This is a genomic window from Trichocoleus sp. DQ-U1 (assembly GCF_039961925.1).
GTDB lineage: Bacteria > Cyanobacteriota > Cyanobacteriia > Cyanobacteriales > FACHB-T130 > FACHB-T130.
In genome coordinates, this window is sequence record NZ_JAMPKB010000004.1 from 106,281 (window position 1) to 130,228 (window position 23,948).

The window sequence follows — 23,948 nt, forward strand, 5'->3', positions numbered from 1 at the left end:
CGGCTTTGTGAAGAGCGAACCGACAGGTCGGCGCTAGGCTAACGCCTTGCTTCGCTGTTTTCATGCCTAAAGGGCTGTACGCGATCGCACTCCTCAACGATTCGTGAAGGCGAGATAACTGACTGCTGTGAGAAGCGGGGTATCTGAAGTGCTGGCTCACAGCTCAAATAGAATTGCGATCGCAACACTTTATCGTTAATCGCTAAAAGATAAAAACTAGCTCGATCTCCCAAGATGAATCCTGGCGGTTAATTTCAATCTGGCGAATAAATTCTCGAAAGTAGAATCGTCGCTCTGATTCTGACAAATCTAGCCAAAATTGTGAGATAGATACAGCCTGCGCGATCGCTTGTAAATCTACTGGTGGCAGACTCGCCATCCGCGATTGTAATTGAGAGATTTCTGTGCGTAGCTTGTAGGCGCGTAACTGGGCAGTTTCTGAATCTAGAATGCCATTCTCTGTAAGCGTCGGCAACTGAGCTAAGATATCTTGCTTAGCGGCAATTTCATGGGTAATCGTGCCCTTAATTCCATCCATATTGGGAACATTCACCGTCGCTACTGCGCGGGGTAAATCCTGGCAGATTCTCTCAATCGTTTGCTCTAATACTTCCTGATAAGAAATAGCCCGACATTTGGGCTGTTTAAAACACTTGGTTGGGCGCAGATAAAGATATTCTCCCGGTTTGCGGGAAGCGGTGACGCGGGTAATCGTCATTGGCGACTGGCACTCTCCACAAACCACTAATCCCGCTAGAGAACGATTTGCACTAGCGGTACGAGGAGGCAAACGGCGGTTACGGCGCAGCAAGCGGTCAATTTGCGCGGCTTCTTCCCTAGATACGATGGCAGCATGGGTATCAGAGAGAATCTCACCATTCTTATATGCAGTGTCACCCCGATAGACTGGGTTCGTTAGCCAGCGTTGTCCAGTAGAAGCGGAAATTTTCTTGGCGTATTTCTTTTCTAGATACCGCACCGCACCGCGTAAAGAACCATACAGCAGAAATTGTTCAAAAAAATCTTTGACGACTGGCGCGGCGCTGCGGTCTAGGATATAGCGGTCTTTACCTCGTCGGTAGCCATAAGGAGCTTTTCCAGGCGCTGGCGACGCTTTGAGCCGCCGCTGAGCGTGTCCTTGACGGATGCGATCGCTGCGCTGCCGACTCTGAATTTCTTGCAGGAGTTGGAGGGGTGTCTGATGATACGCGGCTGACTCAGTAGTAATCATTTGAATGCCGAGGGATTCGAGATCCAGGATGCGATCGCATACTTCTTCCACCGAGTCTCCCAGTTCCGCCAGTCGTCGGATTAATAAATAATTAGCGGGTTCTTCTTTACAATCTTCTAACAGCTGTCGTAGTTGTTGACGTTCCCCTAAATCTTGATAAACGCTATCTATTTCCCAACCCCACATCAAGGGATCGGGTGCAACTTCAAGCAACGGGTCAGTATAGGAATATGCAATGATTTTCATTGCACAATTATGTACCAAGCTGCCAGGAGCAGCCTGAAGAGTTTAATTTTAGCTTGTGTAGGTAGGCTTCGTTTCTGTAGCCCCACGCTTCTATCGTGCAGACAGGTCTTCGCAATTCGCAGGATGCTCCCAAAGTACCCTGATTAGGATTCATGATTGACAGCTCATTCACCTAACTCAATGATGTTGCCATCAGGATCTTGAGTAAACAGCGCAGCGCGACCAGAAGCGCTCATTTGTAGGGGGTAGTTGTGAGCCATAAGCTTCTCCTTAGCAGTGTCTAAGTTGGCGACCAAGAAGGCTAAATGCCGATTCTGACCTAATTTCTCAGAATTGACTAAATCTGATGGTATAGAGTCGGCAACAATCAGATGAATTTGAAACTCGCCGACTTGATACCATGCGCCGGGAAATTTCAGCACTCTATCCACCTTCGATAATCCCAACACGTTACCGTAAAATTGCTCGGCTCGTTCCAAGTCAGAAACGAGAATGGCTGCATGGAGACATTGAGTAATCTGCATTGCTAGTTATACTTTTGCCTGTAATCATACCATTTTTACCTGGAGGTAAACGAATTCCTTAGAACCAAAAAATAAGTAAGAGAAATCAAGCGATCGCTCGATTTCTCTTACTTAAAGAACTGTTTACTTAAAAACCATGACCGGAATCATCCTCTTCGCCTAAAGGGTATATAAACCTTCGGCTGTCATGCCAAATCGAACAACAGAAATTCCGTGCTATTTTTGGCTTCTATGGCTATCTGGTTTTCATCACTGATTGCAGCGCCATCTCCAGCAGCCAGTGGCTTACCATTCAAACTGATATCGCCTTTGATAACTTGCAGCCAAGCATGGCGGTTAGGGTTGATTTGATAATTAACCTGCTGTCCTGCATCGAGCAAACTTGCGTAGAGATTGGCATCTTGGTGGATAGTAACCGAACCATCCCGACCATTTTGAGAAGCAATTAAACGGAGATTCCCGTGCTTTTCTTCAGCCGAATACATTTTCTGCTCATATCTAGGTTTTAATCCCTTTTGATTTGGCGTAATCCAAATTTGTAGAAAATGCACTAAGTCAGTTTTAGAATGGTTATATTCGCTGTGCGTAACTCCTGTACCAGCGCTCATAACTTGCACTTCACCCGGAAGAATAATGGAGCTGGTTCCCATGCTATCTTTATGCTCCAAAGCACCTTCTAGTACGTAGGAAATAATTTCCATATCTCGATGAGAATGTGTCCCGAAGCCTTGGTTCGCTTGCACTCTATCTTCGTTAATTACGCGCAGAGTTTTAAATCCCATGTGCTGGGGATCGTAATAGTTGGCGAAAGAGAATGAGTGATAGGAATTGAGCCAGCCATGATCGGCATGTCCGCGTTCTTCTGCTTTCCGAATTGCAATCATTTTCATCTCCTATTTAACTTAAATGCCAGCGGCTAGAGCCTAGAGTTATCCTGGTTGTAGAGAGGCGATTTATTGCGTCTCCCTTCGCAGACTAAAAAAATGGGATCTGTTGCCAGTTGGTGCAAGTAAAATTTATTTAGACAGACTACGCTTTTGTCATGAAGAATACTAAACCTTACTGTGCGAACCATCACAAAACAATGGATTTATGGTGTACTTACACTGGCATACTGCTACCTGTTTTTTGTCTTTCATTACAAACTTTACAGGGGGGGATTCCGTGTTTTGATGGGAACCATCGCCATAAGGTTGATTGTGAGATTGACCGCAACTGCACCAAAATTTAAGTACCCGATTCAAGCGCAAGCAGGATAGGTTTTGTATCAACAATAACGGGTTCACTCATTTTGCTTGTCCTTGGCTTTCTTTGGTGCCTTATTTTTGTATATTTATAGTTTAAAAAATGTAACCATAAAGTGTAAAGTATGCACTTTAAAGTAAGATAGTAACCAAAAAGATACTATGGAAGCTAAAAGCGAGAATTTTGAAAGGAAGACTTGTCCAGCAGAAACTACCTTAAAAGCAATTAGCGGACGCTGGAAGCTTTTGATTGTGGCAGAACTATGGTCAGGCGTTAAACGGTTTGGGGAACTGCAAAGAGGGCTGGAGGGAATCACTCAAAAGATGCTCACGCAGCAACTTAGAGAAATGGAAGAAGACGGAATTATCCATCGTCAGGTTTATCCGCAGATTCCCCCAAAAGTGGAATATTCTTTGACCCCTTTAGGAGAAAGTTTGAAACCGATTATTCAGGCAATGCACGAATTAGGCACGCAATTATAGAAATTATTGGCAGAAATTATTGGCAGAAATTATTGGCGAGTATAGCGATGCTTCACCCCAATTGGAAAATATTCTGGATCGCCGGTGGGAGTTAAGGTAACTTGCGGCATTTGGTAGGTTGGGGGGACATAGTTTGCAAACTCGCTGTTGAGGCGTTGTAGCTGGGACAGAATTGAAGATGCGATCGCTTCCTGCTTGTTTTCACTGGCTTCCACTTGGGGCGCTAACTCCACAACCACCGACAGGAAGCGGTTTTTATCTGCATCTTCCTGAACCTGCATGACAAACTTACCCGTCACCCACTCTCGAATCCTGGGTTGTTCTAACCCCACCGTCACATTTTCCGGGTAAATATTTGCGCCGAAATAGGAAACCGTGAAATTAGACCGTCCAAACACATAAACAAACGGTAATGGAGGAATTCCTCTTTGGGTAGCCCGCGCCGCCGGATTGAGTTCGGGTAGCCCTAAACCGGAGGTTTCGGGATGAGGAATGGCACTTTCACCTTGCAACGCCGCGACTGGATCGAAGTCCCATTCTGCTAAAAACTGGAGCATTTCATCGTAAGGGATTAAGCCTCCCGTATCGGAGATATGATAGCGGATCAGCGGAATCCCGTTATCGCCGGAAAACAGCAATGTGCCCTCGTGAACCTCGAAAAAGCGACTCAGTGGGTCATACTGTACCAGCGTTGGCAAGCGAGATTCCCCAAATAATGCCTTAGCAGCATCTGGATGTTCTGCCAGAAATCGACGGATGCGGATACTCAGCGGGGTTTCGTTGCCCAAGACGCCTGCATCGGCTGTCCCATAAAGCGAAGCAGAGTCATAACAAGGATTTTGAGAACCGACTCTTTCTCCGACAAGATTGCGCCATTCTTCGCTAAAGACTTCTCCCGCAAACACCATTTTGATGTGATATTGCTGCCACTCCACACCCCGCGCTATGCCACTATCAATGACATCCTTCAAAAATGGTGGATATCCCAGCAGCACGACTTGCTCAAATGCAGAACCCAGTTCTTGCACGACTCGAAATATCTCTTCTTTATTATTGCCAGGAATAATCACCGTAATCGGGTATCCTTTACTGGCGAGATAGCGACAGCAGTTTGCTGTGTATATTCCCCCAACCCAAGTCCCTAAGGTAAAGCAGATGACAGCCAAGGTGCGGCGGGTATCAGCCTGAAAACTATCATGAAATATCTGTTCAAAGCGAATCGCGATTTGCAGTTCATCCGTGAGGAAACGAGGCCAAAATGTCGGCTTTCCCGTTGAACCGGAGGAAACAGCAATCGTATCGCACGCTTCTAATTGTCCGTTGCGGCACAAGTCTGCAAGCGAATGACGCAACAGGTAATTTTCTTTGGTAATGAAGGGAAGTTTTTGGAAATCTTCAAAAGTTTGTATCGAATCCGGATCGATACCTTGTTCCTTCACAAAAGCTTGGTAGGCGGGGACACTCGCAGCAACCTCGTGGAATAATTGCATCGTAGCGGTTTCTGGGGAGGTGCTGCGATACTGTTGCAGCCGCCACTGGAGAGGAGTACCCAGGAACGATTGAAAAGCGGTGAGTACCCGTTGACGTTGTTCTTCTAGCATTGTCCTCCCTCTCAGTTTTGTATTTAAGATCAGGCTAACGTAGGGAAGGCGATCGCTTTCAATCGCTTTCATCAATCGCATTACTTGGTAGAATCTCGGTCAATTTGTTATACCGTTACTGGATCTTCCACAGAATTGCCCCAGGTTAATCATGCCCCTCTATTGCACCAAAGGACACGAGAATCCCATCGATGGTCGCTTTTGCCAGCATTGTGGCGAACCGCTACCTGCTGTGGTGAGTAATACTGTTTTACCGGGGATGACGCTGGGCGATCGCTATCGAATTGTGCGCGAATTGGGGCACGGTGGCTTTGGACGCACTTATTTGTCTGAAGACCTCAACCGCTTCAACGAACCCTGTGTTTTAAAGGAATTTGCCCCCAAGGTTCAAGGCACTTACGCTTTGCAAAAAGCTTCCGAACTGTTTGAGCGGGAAGCGGGGGTCCTTTACAAGCTGAAACACCCGCAAATTCCCAACTTTCGAGAGTTATTTCGGGTAAACCAGCGAGGGAACGGACGCCTCTTTCTAGTACAAGACTATGTGGAAGGTCAAACTTATCGCGCGCTTCTCGAAAGTCGGAAACATCAAGGAGCGCGGTTTAGCGAGGCAGAGGTACGGCAGATCCTGCTGCAAATTTTACCAGTTCTGGAATATATCCATTCGATGGGGGTCATTCACCGCGATATTGCCCCAGATAACATGATTTCGCGAGCTTCTGACCAACTGCCCGTTTTGATTGACTTCGGTGGCGTCAAGGAAGTCGCAGCCACCGTGGAATCGGAGTTTAACGAGACACCAGGGATGGAAACGGCGACCATCCATACTCGGTTAGGTAAGCCCGGATACGCCCCCGATGAACAGATGCAACGGGGAATTGTGTTTCCCCATAGCGATTTATATGCTTTGGCGGCAACAATGTTGGTGTTGCTCACGGGTAAACAGCCGCAAGAGCTAATCGACGATGGAACGCTTTTGTGGAACTGGCGGCGGGACGTGAACCTTAGCCCCGGTCTGGGGGCGGTGTTGGATAAAATGCTTTCACGACGACCGGGCGATCGCTATCAATCTGCCAGCGCTGTGTTACAGAGCCTTTCATCTGCCCACTCGCCTGCCCCAGCACCCGATCTTCCTCCCACTCAGCCACCCACCAAACCCCCGATGGCACCGACAATGGTGGTGGCTCGTGCCCAAATTCCCCCGCCCCCCCAGCCAATCGCCAACTCACCCCAGCCAATCCCAACCCCCCATCCATTACCACCCCCAACGCCCAATCCATTACCGCCGCCAACCCCCAAACCGCAATCTCCCTTTCTCGGTTTAGTGGGAAAAACTTTGGTCGTGTCGCTGCTGATTACGGGCGCGACTGGAATTGGCTGGTGGGCTGGCAATCTTTGGATACAATCACTATCGAACTCTGGGGAAGAAACCTCCGACGCCACACCGTCACCTAGTTCTTCGCCGCCCGTCGATCAGGAAAATCCTTCCTCGCAGTTTTCGCCTGCGGAACAGGCACGCAAGCAACAGCTGCGCGATCGCCGTCAAAGTCTCGGCGTTAACTACAATTTCTATGTCAACTGGGTGAATGAAGTTTTCTGGACTCAGAACCCCAATCAACGAGGGCGCACGCTGGGGAATGGGCCAGAAAATGAGCAATTACGAGAGCAATGGGATCGGATCGCAACTGAATTGCTCGATAAGCTAGATCAAGCGAAATTACCGGGCGCAGCCAGACAGCGTTTGGGAAGCTATGGTGCAGCGGATCGCGATCGCTGGAAAGGGCAAGTCAACCAGCGAAACCTGAGCAGTCGCGCCCTCTACGATCTCGCAGATGTGGCATTTTTCCAAGTATTTCCAGAGCAGCGGGGCAGAGATTTTCTCAATCAGCCAGTCGGTCAAATCTGGCACGCGATCGCTGGCGAGAAAGTCAAAGCAGTGCAATCTCAAGAGGCGCTGGAAACAATTCGCTTTGCTCCAGGGGCAGTGGGCAAACGAGTCAGCGGCACCCTCCAACCAGGAGAAGGAAAAGCCTACATCGGCAACTTTGCCCAAAATCAATTATTAGCAGTTAACTTTACGGGGAGTTCAAAACTGCGGCTTTCCCTTTACCCCCCAACCAGTACATTTCCCCCAATCCTCGAAGACTCCACCGAAAAAACTTGGTCGGGAACCCTGCCTCAATCAGGCTACTACGAATTCATCGTTGTTTCCGAAGCTTCCCAGCCCGTTGATTATCAACTTGATATCGGCGTGGAAAACCCTCCGGCTCCCTCACCTGAACCGGCTGAAACGACCACTGCTTCTCCTGAACCGGCACAAACAACCACTCCTTCCCCCTAAATGAAACCCCTTACCTCTTTGGGGGAGAGTAAGGGGTGGGGTTCAGATGAAAAGCTCGGATAACGTCTACAGCCGTACCTGCGGCAAATTGCTGCGGGGATTGAAGGTGCGGGTCTCCCGGATTTTCTCGTAATATTCTCGTTCCGTAGAACTGAGTTCTTTCGGCGTCACAATCAAAATCTTTACCAGCTGATCGGAACGTCCGCCTTTAGGATTGGGCCAACCTTTACCGCGCAACCGCAGAGATTGTCCCGAACGGACACCAGGGGGAACGTTGACAGTGACAGAACCATCCGGCGTCGGCACTTCCACGGGTGCCCCCAACACGGCCTCATCTGGCGTTACCGGCACTTCGCAGACGAGATTATCACCATCGAATTGGAAGAACGAGTGGGGCAGCAGCTCCACGGTTAAGTACAAGTCACCCCGCTGCTGAGTATAGGGGCTGACTGAACCTTTGCCTTTGACGCGAATTCGACTGCCTTGTTTTGTACCCGGAGGAATCCGAACGTCAATGGCTTCATTGCCTAAATCTAAACGCTTCTGGACGCCATGAAAAGCCTCGGATAGGCTGAGTTTGATGACCGCTTCTCGATCGGCGGCTGCGGCGGCTTGCGGATCGAAGCCAGAATACCCGCCAAAGTCTGTATACCCAGTGGGGCCTGTAGAAGTGCGATAAGTCGTGCGGCGTCCAGCACGGCTGCCAGAACGGGCACTGGCACCCCCTAAACCGCCCAGGAGATCGTTGACAAATTCATCAAAACTGCCGTACTGACTAAAGTCAAAGCCGCCAAAATCAACGTTCACTCCGCCTGGATAGGGTGACGCTCCTTCCCCGACTTGTTTCCAATACTGTCCGAACTGATCGTACTTTTTACGTTTTTCTGGGTCGGATAGCACTTCGTAGGCTTCGCTGACTTCCTTGAAGCGAGCTTCAGCTTCTTTGTTGCCAGGGTTCATGTCGGGGTGGTACTTTCGTGCCAGTCGCCGGTAGACTTTTTTGATTTCATCGGCACTGGCGGTTTTAGTAACTCCCAGGATGGCGTAATAGTCTTTAAAATCGGTCGCAGCCATCAACCTCCCTCCTCTCGTCTAAATATTTAGTTTAAGTTTTATTTTTTACCTTCTCAGAGATAGGGTATCAAATCAGTCAATGGATATAAGTTCGGCTTTTCCGCACTGATGCGATCGCGATTTCCGTACTTGTCGCTGAATAACGGATTAAACGATCGAGTCCATCAGCTAGGGTGGGCGGAGCGTCTACCAGTTGGCGGTGCATCTGTAAAATAACTTCTTCCGGGACTTGGCGCAGTCTTAATCGATTTCTTTCTAGACATTCCTGCACTGGCGTATCCAGCCACAAGCCGGTAATGTGGGTAAAACCGCGATCGCGAGAAGTAGCGATCGCTTCCCGACGATGTTTACGAGCCGCATTCGTCGCGTCGAAAATCGCTTGTCTTTTCTCCTCAACTGCTTGGCTTAATTGGCGCTGTACTTCGCTCCACACTAACAGCCACGACCCTTGAATCGCTTCATCCCCAAACAGTTGTTCCCGGATCGCGTCTGTGGCAATCAGCCGATGCTGAGGGCATTCTGCTACGAGCTTTTGTGCCAGAGAAGATTTGCCGCTACCGGGCAACCCAATTAGGAGAATTAATCGAGTCATGTTTCGGTGTTGGGAGTAAGTAATCAGAGTTTTGAGTTTTGAGTTAAAGAGAGTTCTTTAATTCAAAACCCAAATTCAAACGCGAGAATCGCGTCTCTACTTCAACTTTTTCCCAATTAGCAACTCCCCGGACTAATTTCCATCCTAAATGACGGTTCCATCCGGAATCACGGCATTTTTCAGTACCACAACAATCCCGCTACGGATGTAGAAACCTTCGCTTTCGCGGTTGGCTTCTTCCACCCTGTCTTTGTTGATAATTTGCACATTGCAACCAATGTGGGCGTTTTTGTCAATGATAGCGCGGCGAATCCGGGTGTCCGAACCAATTCCCAAGGGAACTTTACCGTCTTCACAGTGAGCTTGTCGTTCGGCGAAGGGTTGGTATAAGTCGGCACCCATGACGAGGGAGTCTTCAATTAAGGAACCCGATTCAATGCGCGATCGCACTCCCAAAACTGAATGCTCAATCCGGCATTCTTTCAGGATGCAGCCTTCCCCAATTATCGACTCGGTGATTTGGCAATCTAACAGCTTACTGGGCGGTAAGTAACGAGCGCGAGTGTAAATCGGAGCATCCTCATCGTAGAAACTAAAAGGCGGCTGCGGTTGTCTGGTGAGAGCCAAGTTCGCCTCGTAGAACGACTCCATCGTTCCAATATCTTCCCAGTAGTCATTAAATAAATAAGCTTGAACGTTATAATCCTGCGCCGAAGCGGGGATAATCTCCTTACCAAAATCGGTTCGCTCTTGGTTAGTTTGCAGCAGATGCATCAGCACGTCTTTTTTGAAGACATAAATCCCCATTGAGGCGATGTAGGGATTTTTCTTCGCTTGTTCCGCACTCAATCCCAGCGTTGTCGTATCGACCTGCATCTCCTTGAGAGCATCGCCTTTAGGCTTTTCGCTGAAATCTATCACCCGTCCGGTATCATCGATTTTCATTAAGCCGAAATCGGACGCCCGTCGCTCATCCATTGGCACAACGGAGAGGGTGATATCGGCATTAGTGTCGCGGTGGCGTTGCACGAACTGGCGATAGTCCATGCGGTAGAGATGATCTCCTGACAAAATCAGGTACTCATCAACATCCCACTCATCCAACAGCCAGAGATACTGACGGACAGCATCGGCAGTGCCTTGGAACCAGTTGGGGTTTTCTGGCGTTTGCTGGGCGGCTAGCACCTCCACAAACCCTTCTGTGAACCCTGCGAAACTGTAGGCGCGGGCAATATGGCGGTTGAGTGAAGCTGAGTTGAATTGGGTCAGGACGTAGATTTTGTAAATTTCTGAGTTAATGCAATTACTGACGGGAATATCGATCAGGCGATACTTTCCTGCCAGAGGCACGGCTGGCTTCGCTCGCAACTTGGTCAGCGGGTAAAGGCGGGTGCCAGCGCCACCTCCGAGAATAATGCTTAGAACTTTTTTCACTTCAAACCTCTCGATTGCCAGTCAACTCCCAAAACCAGTGTCGGACGGTCTGGAGCAGTTGGCAAGGGGGGGAGGGGGAATCGATGTTAGGGGTTATGGATAATTCGGAAAAAGTTTCAAGGAATCAGTGTTGAGTTTTGAATTAAAGCACTCTTTTTTATTCAAAACTCAAAATTCAAAACTCAACACGCTCATTTCCCACCGCCCTATTGCAGTGCCATTTCCATCAAAATTTTCTGGGCACTTTGTTCTCTTTCCTTGTCACCGGGGTGGCGTTGGATGTAACGACCATCTGGTTGTAAATCCCAAGCGTGACGGTTATCGGCGAGCATAATTCCTAAGATTTCTTGTAAATCTTTAGAAATTTCGGGATCTTCTATTGGCGCGATCGCTTCTACTCGTCGATCCAAGTTGCGGCGCATCCAATCAGCACTGCCGATATAAACTTCCTCACTGCCAGCATTTTGAAAGTAAAAAATCCGCGAGTGTTCTAGATAACGCCCGACAACACTAATCGTCCGGATATTTTCACTGACTCCTTCCACACCGGGTCGCAGACAGCAAATTCCGCGGATAATCAAATCGATTTTTACCCCAGCGATGCTAGCTTCGTAAAGCGAGGCAATGAGTTGGGGATCTGTCAGTGAATTCATCTTGGCGACAATTCGACCGCTTTTGCCATGATGGCAATGTTCTATCTCGCGGCGGATCAAACTCAAAAAGCGATCGCGGCAGTTCACCGGCGACACCAACAACTTGCGGTAAGACCGTTGCCGCGAGTAACCCGTCAAGTAATTAAACAAATCCGTCAAATCCGCCCCCAAGTCTTCACGGCAGCTTAATAGCCCCACATCTGTATAAATCCGAGCGGTTTTGGGATTATAGTTCCCCGTGCCGATGTGGACATACCGGCGAATTTGGTTTTCTTCTCGGCGTACCACCAAAACCACTTTGGTATGCGTCTTTAAACCCACCAACCCATAGACCACATGAACGCCCGCTTGTTCTAACTTGCGTGCCCAGTTAATATTGTTCTCTTCATCAAAACGGGCTTTTAGTTCCACCAGAACCGCTACTTGCTTGCCATGCTCAGCCGCTGTAATCAGGGCATTGAGAATCGGCGAGTCCCCGGATGTTCGGTAGAGAGTCATTTTAATCGCCAGCACATTTGGATCGATTGCCGCTTGGGTAATGAAGCGCTGTACCGTTCCTCCAAAAGATTGATAAGGATGGTGAACCATCAAATCTGCGGTGCGAATGACCGAGAAAATATCTTCTCCCTCATCCAGATCTCCTTCACTGAGCCGCCGCAGGCGTGGGGGTATCCCTGGCGTCCACACAGGGTCTTTCAGTTCCGGGAGTGGCAATTGCATGAAGTACATCAAGTCTGCCAGCCCCAATAGCCCGTCCACCTCGTAAACATCCCGCTCCAAAAGCCCCAGTTCCCGCATCAGCATCCCTTTCATGGATTCGGGCATTGAAGCTTGAATTTCCATCCGTACCGCCGAACCACCCACCCGACGTTTCCGCAGTTCTTGCTCAATCGCTAGCATCAGATCGTCGGCTTCATCTTCTTCCACCTCCAAATCTGCATTACGAGTGATTCGGAAGGGGTGATATTCCTGGATATTCATCCCCGGAAACAGTGACTCTAGATTATGAGCAATTACCTGTTCTAGGGGCACACCCATCCAAATCAGGCGTTCATTCCGGAATCGTTCCTCTTCGAGTCCAGACGACCGACTTCCCAGCCCGGACTCCAACCGTAAGGGCAAAAATCGAGGTAAAACTTTTGGGACTTTCACTCTAGCAAACAGTTCTTCCCCCGTGTCTGGGTCTTTCACCACCACAGCCAGATTCAGACTGAGGTTAGACATATAGGGAAAAGGATGGCTGGGATCGACGGCTAAGGGGGTCAGAACTGGGAAAATTTGCTCTTCAAAATAGTTTTGCAGGTAAGCCCGCTGTTCCTGGTTCAGATCCACGTAGTCTAGAAGATGAATGCCTTGCGCGGTCATCAAGGGTCGCAATGCTTTCTCAAAGTGTTGATGCTGTTGTGCTACCAGAGGTCGCGCTGCCAAGCTAATCTCTTCTAGCTGGTCGCTTGGCGTCCGACCATCGGGCGTCAGCTGGCTCACTTTTGCTTCCACCTGTTGCTTAAGAGCAGCAACGCGCACCATGAAGTATTCGTCGAAGTTGGCACTAAAAATCCCCATGAATTTCAGGCGTTCTAGCAGCGGCGTCCGAGGATCGATCGCTTCATGCAAAACTCGATTGTTAAACTCCAACCAGCTGAGTTCGCGGTTGAAATAGTACTGCGGATGGTTTAGGTCAATATTATGGTGTGTTGCTGCGGTCTTTTTCGCTTTTGACATAATTCTAATGGCAGTCAGGCTGGCAGGTATTCATTGTTACTTGCAACACCAACCAGTGAATTCCATCTGAATTGATCGCAGATTCGCGCTGATTGTTTTAGCACTCATTTTTAAAATGCGCTTATCTTAATTCTGGCTGTGTTATTAATTCATCGTATCCTGACTTAGATGACCCAAAACCTATCTACAGAAAGGCGTTAAATATCATGACCTCATGCAAAAGCGATAGGTTTATGCTCTCAAGGCAGGCTCCGGGCGAGCGATCGCTACTCCCTCCTTTAACTGGATACTTCACCCGCACGCCTTGCCAAGCCTCTGCCCAGCTGACGATAGCGATTCGATGAGTTTTATTAACCAAATACCTCATCTTCCCTTCCCCGCCACCACTCACCCAGATTCATCAAGTCCTGATGAATATCTGCTAATTCTTGAACATATTCCTCTGGAGAGATAGTCGGGCGGCGTTCTTGGAGTTTTTTTAGCCGCAATTGCACTAATAGCCAAGGCTTGGAAATGCTATCTGTGGCTTCAATGTATTGGGCTAGTTCTTTGCTATCCATGATTTATGTGGTGGGAATTTATCTTCTTTAAAGATACAGGCAGCCGAAGTTTACAGATAATAAAAAAACAGCCACTACTAACGTGGCTGTTTTCCAGATGATTAAATTTGACGTAGCTGAAACATCAGCCGTTATTTAAGCAGATGCCGTTAAATTCTGGGCAACAAAGTCCCAGTTGATCAAGTGGTCAACAAAGTTCTGCATGAAGTTGGGGCGGCTATTCTGGTAATCCAGATAGTAGGCATGTTCCCAAACATCCATTGTTAGCAAGGGAGTTTGTCCGTAGGCAATCGGGTTTTCTGCGTTCGGAGACTTGGTTACTTTTAGGGTATCGCCATCCTTGATTAGCCAAGCCCAACCACTACCGAATTGAGTGCCTCCGGCATTTTTGAACTCTTCTTTGAATTTGTCAAGGCTACCGAAGCTGGCGTTAATTTTTTCCGCTAGTTCGCCACTCGGATTGCCGCCTCCATTTGGCTTGATGCCATTCCAATAGAAGGTATGATTCCATACCTGAGCAGCGTTGTTGAATACAGCAGCTTTATCTGAGGCTTTGTAGGTTGCCTTGATGATTTCTTCAAGCGACTTGTCGGCTAGTTCTGTGTCCTTAACTAGATTGTTGAGAGTGTTCACGTAAGCAGCGTGATGCTTGCCGTAATGGAACTCAAGTGTCCGCGCCGACATACCTGACGACTCTAAAGCGTCTTGATCGTAAGGTAAAGGGGGTAATTCAAATGCCATTGTGTTCAATCCTCTGCTAACTGCTTTCTAGCTTAAAACTAAGGGAGAAGTTTTTTCTTCTTAAGGATCTAAGTCTCGTCCGATCGAGGTTGCGATCGCTAGCGATATAAAACTTAACCACTGGATTGTACCTTAAAAGTCGAGAGACAGCCAAAATCAACGCTATGTGCCAATTTAGGCAGGACTCCCCACTAATTTCTCCCTGTTGCATCTACCCAAAGGGATAATTAATGGCGATCGGTCAAAACTCCTCTAACCATTTCGATTGCCGCTGCTGGAGTATTGGCAATCAAAATAGAGTCTTCAGACAAGCTTTGGAAAAAAGCTTTACTTTCTGGATGATTCGTTAATAAAATCACTTTTTTATGGTTCTTCAAAGCTAAGGCAATTTCCGAAGCGGTTCCTGCACCCATGCCGCAGGCAATCACAACATCAGAAGAAAGGACATTAATATTATTTCTCGCATTTCCCATATCGGTAACAATTGCAATATCTACGGCATCAGAAACCGCGCTGGTATCGTTAGTGGGAAGAACGCCAATTGTTAAACCATTAGCAAATTTTGCTCCTTTACTCGCCGCATCCATCACACCAGCATTTCTGCCGCCAGTCAGCAAAACCCATCCCTCTTGGGCAATTAGTTGACCGAGTTCATAAGCGTTTTCTAAGTCGGTTTCTGTGGCGTTGGCTCCTGGTCCCATGACGCCAATGATGGTTTTTTTCATGGCAAGCTGACCTTACTCCTAAGCGTTGAAATTTTTAACGCCGAGGTAAGCAGAGTTTTACGCAAAGGTACGCAAATTAATAGAAGTGCAATAAATTAGCATTTTCCTCAGCGTATCTTTGCGATCGCCTTTGCGTTCTTTATCTTCAAAAAACTTACTCAAACCTACAGAGAACCAGCAATCATTCCAGCCAGTAAAACAAAACCAATCCAAACATTTTGGCGAAAAGTTTCACCATATACTGGCGTCGGGATATCTTTTTGGCTAAGTCGATAATATTGCCAAATCCAGGCTAAGGTTGCAAAACTCAAAGCAAGCCAAAAGCTAAGCTTTAGATCCATTACAATTCCCAGCCATTCAAGTAAAATTACCGTGCCAGTAAAGAAGACACCAACAGCTTCAGCAGCATAATTGCCAAAAAACAAAGCACTGGAATTAATGCCAATTCGCCGATCATCTTCCCGATCTGACATGGCATAAACGGTGTCAAATCCAAGTGTCCAGAGTACCGTCGCGCCCCATAAAATCCAGGTGGGTTCATCTAGCTTGGCAGTTACAGCAGTCCAGCTAATCAGCACGCCAAAACCCCAAGCAATCGACAGCACTAGCTGAGGCACTGGAAACACACGCTTGGCGGTGGGATAGAAAATAATTACGGGAACTGCCGCCACGCACAACCAGAAAGTAAGGGAATTAAGGTAGAGTGCGAGAACCCCAGCGCAACTCATCGCTACCAAGGCAACGACGATGCCAGTTTTGACCGACAAAGCGCGAGAGGCGAGGGGACGCGATCGCGTTCTTTCTACTTGCGGATCGATATCCCGATCCCACAAATCATTGACAACACACCCGGCAGCACTGGTCGCTAAAGTACCCAGTACAATCACGCCTACCAGCGGCAACGGTGGCTTTCCTGCTGCTGCCAGAAAGACCGCCCATAGTGCCGGAATCATCAATATCAGGCGTCCTGCTGGCTTATCCCATCTCAAAAGCCGGACGACTGTAAGCCAGGTGGGTTCTGTTTCTTTATGTTCTTGCTGGGTCAGCATGGTCTAGAAAAATGAGTATACAGAAATATCATTAATCACATCTTTATCCCCTATAGAATATCCTTATTCATCAAATCTCGGCTGGTTCTGCAACCCTGGATACATCGAAATGGTCAATTTAGTTGCCAACGCTAAAGATAATTCTGCGGGTGTTTCAACTCCTAGCGTGGATCGAGATCGGATTCTCGCTGCGATTGACTTAGGGACCAATTCCCTGCACATGGTAGTCGTGCAAATTCAACCCAAGCTGCCTGCTTTTTCGATTATTGCCAGAGAAAAAGACACGGTGAGACTGGGCGATCGCGATAAAAAGACGGGCAATCTGACACCAGCGGCAATGGAACGAGCGATCGCAGCCTTGCGCCGTTTCCAGGGAATTGCCAAAAGTCTCAACGCCGAACAAATAATCGCCGTAGCAACCAGTGCGGTAAGAGAAGCCCCCAACGGGCGAGACTTTTTAAAACAAGTAGAATCAGACTTGGGCTTATCTGTCAACCTGATTTCCGGTCAAGAAGAAGCCCGGAGAATTTACTTAGGCGTGCTGTCGGGAATGGAATTAAATAACCATCCCCACATCATTATTGACATTGGCGGCGGTTCGACCGAGTTAATTTTAGGGGATAGTCACGAACCGCGATCGCTCAGCAGCACTAAAGTCGGTGCCGTCCGACTAACCGCAGAATTGATTACCACAGATCCCATCAGCAATGGCGAATTTCAGTCCCTACAAGCTTATGTGCGCGGACAGCTAGAACGAGCCGTTGATGAATTGCGGGCAGTTCTCCAACCAGGGGAACAGCCGCGTTTAGTGGGAACGTCCGGGACGATTGAGACGCTGGTGACGATACACGCGCGAGAAAAACTAGGTACTAACCCCTTTTCGCTAAATGGCTACCAGCTGAGTCTCAATGACTTGAGAGACTTAGTGAATCGCTTGCGAAGGCTCAATTACTTAGAACGAGCCGCCATACCAGGAATGTCAGAGCGGCGGTCAGAAATTATTGTTGCCGGGGCGGTTATTTTACAAGAAGCGATGACGCTGCTAGGCGCTGAATTGCTAACGGTCTGCGAACGGAGTCTCCGGGAAGGAGTGATCGTCGATTGGATGCTCGCTCACGGCTTAATCGAAGACAAGCTGCGCTACCAAAGTTCTGTACGCGAGCGTAATGTAATCAAAACCGCCCGCAAATACGGTGTCAACCTGGAATACTCTCAGCGAGTTGCAGAATTCGCCCTTAGCTTATTTGACCAAACCCAAGGCATCCTCCACCATTGGGGTTCAGAAGAACGGGAACTACTGTGGGCAGCCGCAATTTTACACAATTGCGGACACCATATCAGTCATTCTTCCCACCACAAACACTCTTTTTACTTAATTCGCAATGGTGAACTTTTAGGCTATACGGAAGCCGAAATTGATGTAATTGCGAATTTAGCCCGCTATCACCGCAAGAGTGCGCCGAGGAAAAAGCACGAGAACTATCAAAATCTGCCGACTAAACAGCACCGACAGATCGTTGCTCAGTTGAGTGCCTTGCTCAGATTAGCAGTTGCTCTTGACCGGAGACAAATTGGTGCAATTCGGCAAGTGCAGTGCGAATACAACGCAGAAACGAAAGAACTTCAGCTTCACCTAAAGCCAACTCAGCTCGATGATGATTGTGCCTTAGAAATCTGGAGTTTAGATTATAAAAAAGACGTTTTTGAGGCAGAGTACGGCATTAAACTACTGCCAGTTTTGAATGCTATTGCTGTTCCAATTAGCCAATAGCTCAATAAAGAGCTTTTCGAGCAATCGTCAAAAATCAAAAGTCTGCGTCTCAAATAACACGGAATCTTCAAGCTTTGAAACGATCTGGCAAATAAAATCCCGGCTCTAAAATTTCCAGTTACTCAGCTAAGGGAGGAAAGAGAATACTAGTTCATATAGCTACAACAAAGCCGTTTACTGCCGCCATTGAGCCGGGGTTGAGGAATCTGATGTGTAACGTCACAAAAAGAAAGCGATATTAAGATGCGATCGCTCTGAGGAAGGGTAAAATATCTACCCTTCGCAGCTCAAATCACTTCATAGAATTCATCGTCAATAGTCGCGATCGCGCTTGGCGAGGTAGCATTGCCTACCTGCATCATGAGTTGTTGCAATTCATTACCAAGCAACTTGATCTCACCATGATTCCCTTGAGCGATCGCTTTCTCCAAATTCTTTAACAGTCCTTCGATTTGCCTTTTCTGGGCGGCAAGCACTTGCTCTACCAGGTTATTCGTCAAATTAAAAAGAACCCGATAAGCATCATTCATCTTTCTAGAATCTTCAGTTATAAAATCTGCGTCAACGTTAGATGTAAGTTTCAAAGAGTAACTTTTAAGTTTTTGTCCTTCATTTTTACGAGCTTCTATCAAGTTCGCCATGTCAATCTTTTGGCGAAGTATGCGATCGGCTTCGGCATTGCGTTCTGCATCTCTCACCATACTCTCCACTTCAGGTGCAGGGATAGTGGCAGTGCCGATAATGCTAATTGATTTCTCTTGCCCCGTGCTTATTTCTTTGGCATAAACATTCAGAATACCATTAGCATCAAGGTCAAAAGTTACTTGAATTTCTGTTCTCTCCAAAGAAAGCCCATCTAATCGAAGAATCCCCAAACTCTGGTTGTCTTTAGCGAATTCTCGTTCACCCCTTAAAATATTTATTTCTACACTAGTTTGCCCATAAGTTGCAGTATAAAACTTTTGAGATTTGATGACAGGAATATTACTATGACGGGAGAGAATTTTTGTCATAGTACCCTCTATAGTTTCGATTCCCAAAGATAAAAGAGTGACATCCCTCATGCAATAAATAGAATTGTCTCTTCTGGCTACTTTCCCCTGAATAGCAGCCCCAATTGCTACAGCCTCGTCCGGGTTAATGCTTTTCAAGGGTTCTTGATTCGTCACCTCCTGCACTAAGTCTTGGACAGCCGGAATGCAGCTAGAACCACCAACCAGGACAACAACATTAATATCACTAAGGCTTAGTTTCGCCTGTTTAATTACTTGTTCGATGTTAAGGCGACAGCGAGCTAAAAGCTCAGAACACATTTCTTCAAATTCAGCTCTAGTAAGGGTAGCGTTGAGATGTTTTGGCCCATCTGGGGTGGCTGTAATAAAGGGTAGGTCAACTTCTGTTTGCGTAAGGAGGGAAAGCTCTATTTTTGCTTTTTCGGCTGCTTCTGTAAGCCGTTGGGAAGCCTGTATATTTTGGCGTAAGTCGAGACCTTCTTGACTTTGAAATTGGTTGGTCAGCCAATCGATAATTTTTTGGTCGAAGTTGTCACCACCAAGATCGGGGTCGCTACTGCTAGCCAAAACTTCAAATACACCATCACCTACTTCCAGAATGCTAATATCTAACGTGCTACCGCCTAAGTCAAAGACGAGGATAGTTTCGTTATTTTTCTTATCTAGTTCGTAGGCAAGGCAAGCAGCAGTCGGTTCGTTGATGACGCGGAGGATTTCTAAATTCTCTAATCTGCCAGCCTCTTTGGTGGCTTGACGTTGAAAATCGTTGAAGTAGGCAGGAACAGTAATAACCGCTTGAGTTACTTCTTCCCCCAAATATTTGCTGGCATCATCGACAAGTTTACGCAGAATTTGGGCAGAAACTTCTTCAGGGGTAAATTCTTTGCCTATACGATGACAGTTGATTTTAATGCCGCCATTGCTATCGGGTAGAACTTGATAAGAAACTTTATCTGCTGCGTCGATAACTTCATCGTATTTGCGTCCAATGAAGCGTTTAACAGCGTAAAAGCTGTTTTCTAGCTGCATCAGTGCGTTACGTTTGGCAATCCCACCAACCAATTTGTCCCCGTTCTTAGTGTAAGCTACAACACAAGGAGTGAGGCGGAATCCTTCAGCGTTGGTGATGACGATGGGTTGCTTACCATCCATCACTGCAATACAAGAATTTGTCGCACCTAAACTAATTCCAGCTACCTTTCCCATGATGCTCAATGTCTAAAGGTGGCTTGAGCTTAACAGCGGTTTAAAAAATAGTAGGTTCGGTTATACCTCCAAGGCGAGTTCTCATTTCCGTACCTTAGAGGGAATTCTTTTTTATTAGTTTCGCTCTAAAGTAGAATTTAGCATTCTCATCAGTCTGCTAACTTTTACCCAAGAAGTATGCAATCGAAACTCCGCCTCGCAATTCCAGTCGAAATAAAAATATTTGGCAGCTATCTTAACATTAAAGCTTAGTTTAGTTAACTTATTTTGCTCAAGGTTCCTCTATCAAGGCGATCGCCTCCACTGCTTCTGGGCTAATTTTGCTGAAAGCGATCGCTAAAATGTTGAGCCACTAGCGATCGCGCTGTTCCTTAGGGTAGAAGTTGGAATCAGCCGTAAAAGTTATCTTTATAGATAAGTACCATACAGGAAGCTCTTATCAGAAATTCTGCCGGCTAAAAAATAGCAGTATCCCTTACCGAGTTTTTATAGATAAAGTATCAAGGTAGGCAGAAAGTTTTAAATTAACTTTGTCACCATTTAAATAAATTTAACAAATGACCTTTTCAATAAAATACGGCTCGGCTTCCTAGACCTAAAAAAAACATAAAAATCAATTTGTAAAACTAGCTTCAGTATTCATATAAAATTTTAGTAAAATAACCGATTGTTCAATATTTTAGCAACGCTGAAGTCTTAATTTGCGATGAAAACACTATATACACTTTTTACCAAAGAACGGAGCGAAGTTCAGACAGAGATTGATAAGGCAAGTAGCCCGGAGCAGGTCGTTAAGCTGGTTCAAAAGCGACTCGATAATATTCAGAGCAGTTATGTTGGCGAGTTAAGCGTCGCTCAGGTACGTCTGGCTTCTTTATTCCTGGACACTTTGCGGCAGTCCTTGGGGACTCTCACCGCTGCCAATGAGGCGATTTCGGAGCCAGAGCCTCAGCAGAGTGCTAACCCAGCCAGAAAGGTTTCTCCCAAAACCATAATCCTGAAAGTGCTACAGGGACTCATCTGCATAGGCATTTTAGATTCTCTATTCTCCTTGGCTTCAGATGCACCAGGAGCTTGGATGGATATCTTGCTGGTGTCTCTGCTGGTTGGACTAGAAGTGGTGTTCCAAATCGATAAACGCGATCGCGCCAATCGTGCAGTTTCTCTTCAACCTGTAGAAGCGCCCCAGCCGATCGTTCGCGTTGATAGCCAAGTCTTTCTGGACAACCTGACCGATGCGCTAAACACCATTGATTTGGCAGTCGCCCGGACTCAGGAAGTAAAAAAACCGCTGGATGCTAGTGGAATAGAAGAGCTACCAGAACTGTTGAATCTGCTTCAGAGACTTATGGGTGCGTCAATTCTGGAGAAACCCCAGATGTCGCTTCAACTCACCAAATTGCTGCCACAGATTTTAATGGAACAGGGAATTCGGGTTCAGATTTACCAAGGGGACGATACGCATCGCGAGTATTTTGATTTCGAGCCAAGTATCGATCCTGCCGCGAAAGAGTCTGTAACGATAACTCCCGCTTTGTTTAAAGGCGATCGCTTGCTCCGACGCGGTCGAGTGATTGAGCCAGCCTACTCCGAGGCTAGAGAGTAAGATATCTTGTCATCGTGGCTGTTTGTAGTCGCCAAGTCTTCATTTAGACAGTATTTCCCTTGTTGCGTAGTCCCCTTTCCATAGGGGTTTGGGGGGAGCAAAAATTTCAGCGAACAATGGAAGCTCCCTCTAGCCCTCTTAAAAATAGGGTAATTATTCGGAAATTTGTACCTGGTTGATTAGCGGAAAGTATAAAAATGGAAGTTTTAGAAACTATCGGATTCGATCTGGGGCACGGTGAAACCGCTGTCGCTCAGGCGAGAGTGGAGAGCATCGAGCCGCCAGGGATGCTTGAAGTTAATAATAAAAAAGTTCAAATCACAGCACTAGCTTGGCATCCCGATATCGGTTATCTAATTGGAGAACAAGCATTAATCCAAGCTGGCGTTACTCAGCTCAAAATCGCTTTCAAACAAAAACCAAATACCGACCCGACTTATCGGGAAACAATTAGCAAGTTTCTAGAAACTTACTATCGTCTTTTGAAAGAAAGCAAACAGATCGAAGGTGGAGAAACCAGCCAATTTTACGTCGGATGCCCTTCAGGATGGTCTGTTGACGAACGAGAAGAATACCAAAAGTTACTGAAGGAATCTGGTATTCCTTTAGTGAGTGTTGTCCCAGAATCGCGGGCGGCTTTCATGCAAGCCAAGGAAGCCGGGAAACTTTCTTATGACAAACTTAAATCGTCGGTGCTAATCGTTGATATTGGCTCTTCGACTACAGATTTTACCCTGGTTAAGAGTTTGCACGAAATCCCGATAGATTTCGGCAGTAATGCACTGGGAGCTTCTTTAATCGATAAAGCGATTTTTGCCCAGACTCTCGCTAACCACGAGGAAAAAGCGTTGCTTGAACGAGTATTTGAGGCATATCCTCATCACCAAGCGCGTTGCGAACTTGCTTGTCGCAAAGCTAAGGAAGATTACTTTTCTAACGAACAGGTGTACAGCAATCCACAATCCTTTGCACGCGGCTTTGAGTCGATCAACGAACAGATTTACTTTGTGCCTCAAGTTAATAAAGCGATTATGGATGAAATCTTGAACCAACCTTTGCCAGAATTAGGCGGCAAGAGTTGGCTTCATTCCTTCCGGGAAGCAGTGAACGAGGCGAAAGAAAGGCTGGATAAACAAGGCTTTGTACCGCAACTTTTGCTGATGACTGGGGGTGCATCTCGGATGAAATTTACCCGCCAGATTTGCGAGGAAATCTTCCCGGAACCAGATACTCAAGTTCGCCCCGATCCAGAACCCGAACGCTGCATTGCCTTGGGATTAGCACGGGTAGGAAGATGGGATCTGCGTGCTGCTGCCTTTAAAGAAGAGGTCAATAAACTATTTGATTCAAAGAAGTTAAGAGACCTAGTCAAAAAACATATTCCAGATTTAATCGAATTGCTGGCTAAGCCACTATCAGAGGGGCTGATTGAAAGCACAATTCAACCAAGTTTGAAAAACTGGCAAAACAACAAAATACGCACTTTGGCTGATTTGGAAGAGTCTATGAAAAAGCAGGCGGAGCAGTGGATTGAAAGTCCTGGCGCTCGGCAAATCGTCAATACTCAATGCGCCACTTGGTTTAACACCAAGATCCAACCTGAATTAGCTGAAGAAACCGACCCGATTTGCCAAAAGTTTCAGATACCCAGAAGTAGCTTGAGGTTTGAGGAAAGTATCGACCCTGATGTCGTTAGTCCTGACCTATCGATTGGCGACACTATTCTTGCCGAAACGGTAGCATTTATCGTCAATGTGGTGATTGGTGGAGGGACTGTTGGTAGCATCATCGCTCTAATTTTAACTGGACATTTGACCTGGCCCATCGTGCTAATCTATGGTGCCTCAGTTCTTGCCGCAGGAGTGGAGATCACCCGCAGTAAAACCCAAGAAGCAATTAAGACAAAGGTAGATGTTCCGAGTTGGACTCGTTCTCTTCTTTTGAGCGATAGCAAGATCGACTCTACCTGCGAGCAAATGAAACCTGAGTTAGAGAAGGTTTTTAGACAACAACTAACAGAGAATCAGGGAGCTTTTGACGAACTGATTGGGAAAGTTGGGCAAGAATTGAAAAAAGCTCTAAATACTAAGGCGGAAGAGGCAGTAATTCTCATTCAGTAGGGATGCGATCGCTCT

18 protein-coding genes are annotated in these 23,948 nt (G+C 46.9%); 5 read left to right on the forward strand and 13 right to left on the reverse strand.

The genetic code is table 11. The features are described from left to right. Positions 1-202 precede the first annotated feature (202 nt). From NDI34_RS02960 to NDI34_RS02970, 3 genes are all read right to left on the reverse strand, one after another. Positions 203-1,477, reverse strand: a complete 1,275-nt coding sequence (locus tag NDI34_RS02960; RefSeq protein WP_348231798.1) for a recombinase family protein — start codon at positions 1,475-1,477, stop codon at positions 203-205. Positions 1,478-1,641: 164 nt separating this feature from the next. Further along, entirely contained in the window at positions 1,642-2,001 is a 360-nt protein-coding gene (locus tag NDI34_RS02965) for a VOC family protein (RefSeq protein ID WP_348231799.1), read from the reverse strand. Positions 2,002-2,186: 185 nt separating this feature from the next. Beyond that, a complete protein-coding gene (locus NDI34_RS02970; protein WP_348231800.1) occupies positions 2,187-2,885 on the reverse strand; it encodes a pirin family protein in 699 nt (232 codons plus the stop codon). Between the two features lie 522 nt (positions 2,886-3,407). Between NDI34_RS02970 and NDI34_RS02975 the strand changes: the two genes are divergently transcribed. Then, positions 3,408-3,728, forward strand: coding sequence for a helix-turn-helix domain-containing protein (locus NDI34_RS02975; RefSeq protein WP_190410721.1), 321 nt, complete (start codon positions 3,408-3,410; stop codon positions 3,726-3,728). A 29-nt stretch (positions 3,729-3,757) separates the two neighbouring features. Here the strand turns inward: NDI34_RS02975 and NDI34_RS02980 are convergent, their stop codons facing one another. Next, positions 3,758-5,329, reverse strand: a complete 1,572-nt coding sequence (locus tag NDI34_RS02980; RefSeq protein WP_348231837.1) for a phenylacetate--CoA ligase family protein — start codon at positions 5,327-5,329, stop codon at positions 3,758-3,760. 151 nt (positions 5,330-5,480) lie between these two features. On the opposite strand from NDI34_RS02980, the gene NDI34_RS02985 reads away from it, so the two are divergent. Then, positions 5,481-7,667, forward strand: coding sequence for a serine/threonine-protein kinase (locus NDI34_RS02985; protein ID WP_348231801.1), 2,187 nt, complete (start codon positions 5,481-5,483; stop codon positions 7,665-7,667). Positions 7,668-7,733: 66 nt separating this feature from the next. Here the strand turns inward: NDI34_RS02985 and NDI34_RS02990 are convergent, their stop codons facing one another. From NDI34_RS02990 to NDI34_RS03025, 8 genes are all read right to left on the reverse strand, one after another. Next, entirely contained in the window at positions 7,734-8,741 is a 1,008-nt protein-coding gene (locus tag NDI34_RS02990) for a DnaJ C-terminal domain-containing protein (protein WP_348231802.1), read from the reverse strand. A gap of 76 nt (positions 8,742-8,817) precedes the next feature. After that, positions 8,818-9,333 carry an AAA family ATPase gene (locus tag NDI34_RS02995; RefSeq protein WP_348231803.1) on the reverse strand — a complete coding sequence of 172 codons (516 nt, stop codon included), beginning with the start codon at positions 9,331-9,333 and terminating at the stop codon, positions 8,818-8,820. Positions 9,334-9,477: 144 nt separating this feature from the next. After that, the gene (locus NDI34_RS03000) at positions 9,478-10,767 is read right to left on the reverse strand and encodes a glucose-1-phosphate adenylyltransferase (protein ID WP_190410725.1); all 1,290 of its coding nucleotides are present in this window, start codon (positions 10,765-10,767) and stop codon (positions 9,478-9,480) included. Between the two features lie 206 nt (positions 10,768-10,973). Beyond that, complete coding sequence (gene ppk1 / locus NDI34_RS03005) at positions 10,974-13,142, reverse strand: polyphosphate kinase 1 (protein ID WP_190432756.1); 2,169 nt, start codon at positions 13,140-13,142, stop codon at positions 10,974-10,976. 350 nt (positions 13,143-13,492) lie between these two features. Then, the gene (locus NDI34_RS03010; protein WP_190432754.1) at positions 13,493-13,702 is read right to left on the reverse strand and encodes a hypothetical protein; all 210 of its coding nucleotides are present in this window, start codon (positions 13,700-13,702) and stop codon (positions 13,493-13,495) included. A gap of 135 nt (positions 13,703-13,837) precedes the next feature. Next, positions 13,838-14,443, reverse strand: a complete 606-nt coding sequence (locus NDI34_RS03015; protein ID WP_190432752.1) for a superoxide dismutase — start codon at positions 14,441-14,443, stop codon at positions 13,838-13,840. A gap of 227 nt (positions 14,444-14,670) precedes the next feature. After that, a complete protein-coding gene (locus tag NDI34_RS03020) occupies positions 14,671-15,168 on the reverse strand; it encodes a TIGR00725 family protein (protein WP_348231804.1) in 498 nt (165 codons plus the stop codon). A gap of 164 nt (positions 15,169-15,332) precedes the next feature. Beyond that, positions 15,333-16,217 carry a 4-hydroxybenzoate solanesyltransferase gene (locus NDI34_RS03025; protein WP_348231805.1) on the reverse strand — a complete coding sequence of 295 codons (885 nt, stop codon included), beginning with the start codon at positions 16,215-16,217 and terminating at the stop codon, positions 15,333-15,335. Between the two features lie 109 nt (positions 16,218-16,326). On the opposite strand from NDI34_RS03025, the gene NDI34_RS03030 reads away from it, so the two are divergent. Beyond that, positions 16,327-17,988, forward strand: a complete 1,662-nt coding sequence (locus NDI34_RS03030) for a Ppx/GppA phosphatase family protein (protein ID WP_348231806.1) — start codon at positions 16,327-16,329, stop codon at positions 17,986-17,988. Between the two features lie 287 nt (positions 17,989-18,275). Here NDI34_RS03030 and dnaK read toward each other — a convergent pair whose 3' ends face one another. Then, entirely contained in the window at positions 18,276-20,207 is a 1,932-nt protein-coding gene (dnaK, locus tag NDI34_RS03035) for a molecular chaperone DnaK (protein WP_348231808.1), read from the reverse strand. Positions 20,208-20,913: 706 nt separating this feature from the next. Here dnaK and NDI34_RS03040 point away from each other — a divergent pair. Beyond that, positions 20,914-21,813 (forward strand): hypothetical protein, encoded by a 900-nt coding sequence (locus tag NDI34_RS03040; RefSeq protein WP_348231809.1) that lies wholly within the window; start codon positions 20,914-20,916, stop codon positions 21,811-21,813. Between the two features lie 197 nt (positions 21,814-22,010). Further along, positions 22,011-23,933, forward strand: coding sequence for a hypothetical protein (locus NDI34_RS03045; RefSeq protein ID WP_348231810.1), 1,923 nt, complete (start codon positions 22,011-22,013; stop codon positions 23,931-23,933). The last annotated feature ends 15 nt before the right edge of the window (positions 23,934-23,948 follow it).

Coding starts and splice junctions, on each gene's coding strand:
- NDI34_RS02960 (WP_348231798.1), bottom strand. CDS start 1,477: ATGAAAATCATTGCATATTCCTATACTGACCCGTTGCTTGAAGTTGCA.
- NDI34_RS02965 (WP_348231799.1), bottom strand. CDS start 2,001: ATGCAGATTACTCAATGTCTCCATGCAGCCATTCTCGTTTCTGACTTG.
- NDI34_RS02970 (WP_348231800.1), bottom strand. CDS start 2,885: ATGATTGCAATTCGGAAAGCAGAAGAACGCGGACATGCCGATCATGGC.
- NDI34_RS02975 (WP_190410721.1), top strand. CDS start 3,408: ATGGAAGCTAAAAGCGAGAATTTTGAAAGGAAGACTTGTCCAGCAGAA.
- NDI34_RS02980 (WP_348231837.1), bottom strand. CDS start 5,329: ATGCTAGAAGAACAACGTCAACGGGTACTCACCGCTTTTCAATCGTTC.
- NDI34_RS02985 (WP_348231801.1), top strand. CDS start 5,481: ATGCCCCTCTATTGCACCAAAGGACACGAGAATCCCATCGATGGTCGC.
- NDI34_RS02990 (WP_348231802.1), bottom strand. CDS start 8,741: ATGGCTGCGACCGATTTTAAAGACTATTACGCCATCCTGGGAGTTACT.
- NDI34_RS02995 (WP_348231803.1), bottom strand. CDS start 9,333: ATGACTCGATTAATTCTCCTAATTGGGTTGCCCGGTAGCGGCAAATCT.
- ppk1 (WP_190432756.1), bottom strand. CDS start 13,142: ATGTCAAAAGCGAAAAAGACCGCAGCAACACACCATAATATTGACCTA.
- NDI34_RS03010 (WP_190432754.1), bottom strand. CDS start 13,702: ATGGATAGCAAAGAACTAGCCCAATACATTGAAGCCACAGATAGCATT.
- NDI34_RS03015 (WP_190432752.1), bottom strand. CDS start 14,443: ATGGCATTTGAATTACCCCCTTTACCTTACGATCAAGACGCTTTAGAG.
- NDI34_RS03020 (WP_348231804.1), bottom strand. CDS start 15,168: ATGAAAAAAACCATCATTGGCGTCATGGGACCAGGAGCCAACGCCACA.
- NDI34_RS03025 (WP_348231805.1), bottom strand. CDS start 16,217: ATGCTGACCCAGCAAGAACATAAAGAAACAGAACCCACCTGGCTTACA.
- NDI34_RS03030 (WP_348231806.1), top strand. CDS start 16,327: ATGGTCAATTTAGTTGCCAACGCTAAAGATAATTCTGCGGGTGTTTCA.
- dnaK (WP_348231808.1), bottom strand. CDS start 20,207: ATGGGAAAGGTAGCTGGAATTAGTTTAGGTGCGACAAATTCTTGTATT.
- NDI34_RS03040 (WP_348231809.1), top strand. CDS start 20,914: ATGAAAACACTATATACACTTTTTACCAAAGAACGGAGCGAAGTTCAG.
- NDI34_RS03045 (WP_348231810.1), top strand. CDS start 22,011: ATGGAAGTTTTAGAAACTATCGGATTCGATCTGGGGCACGGTGAAACC.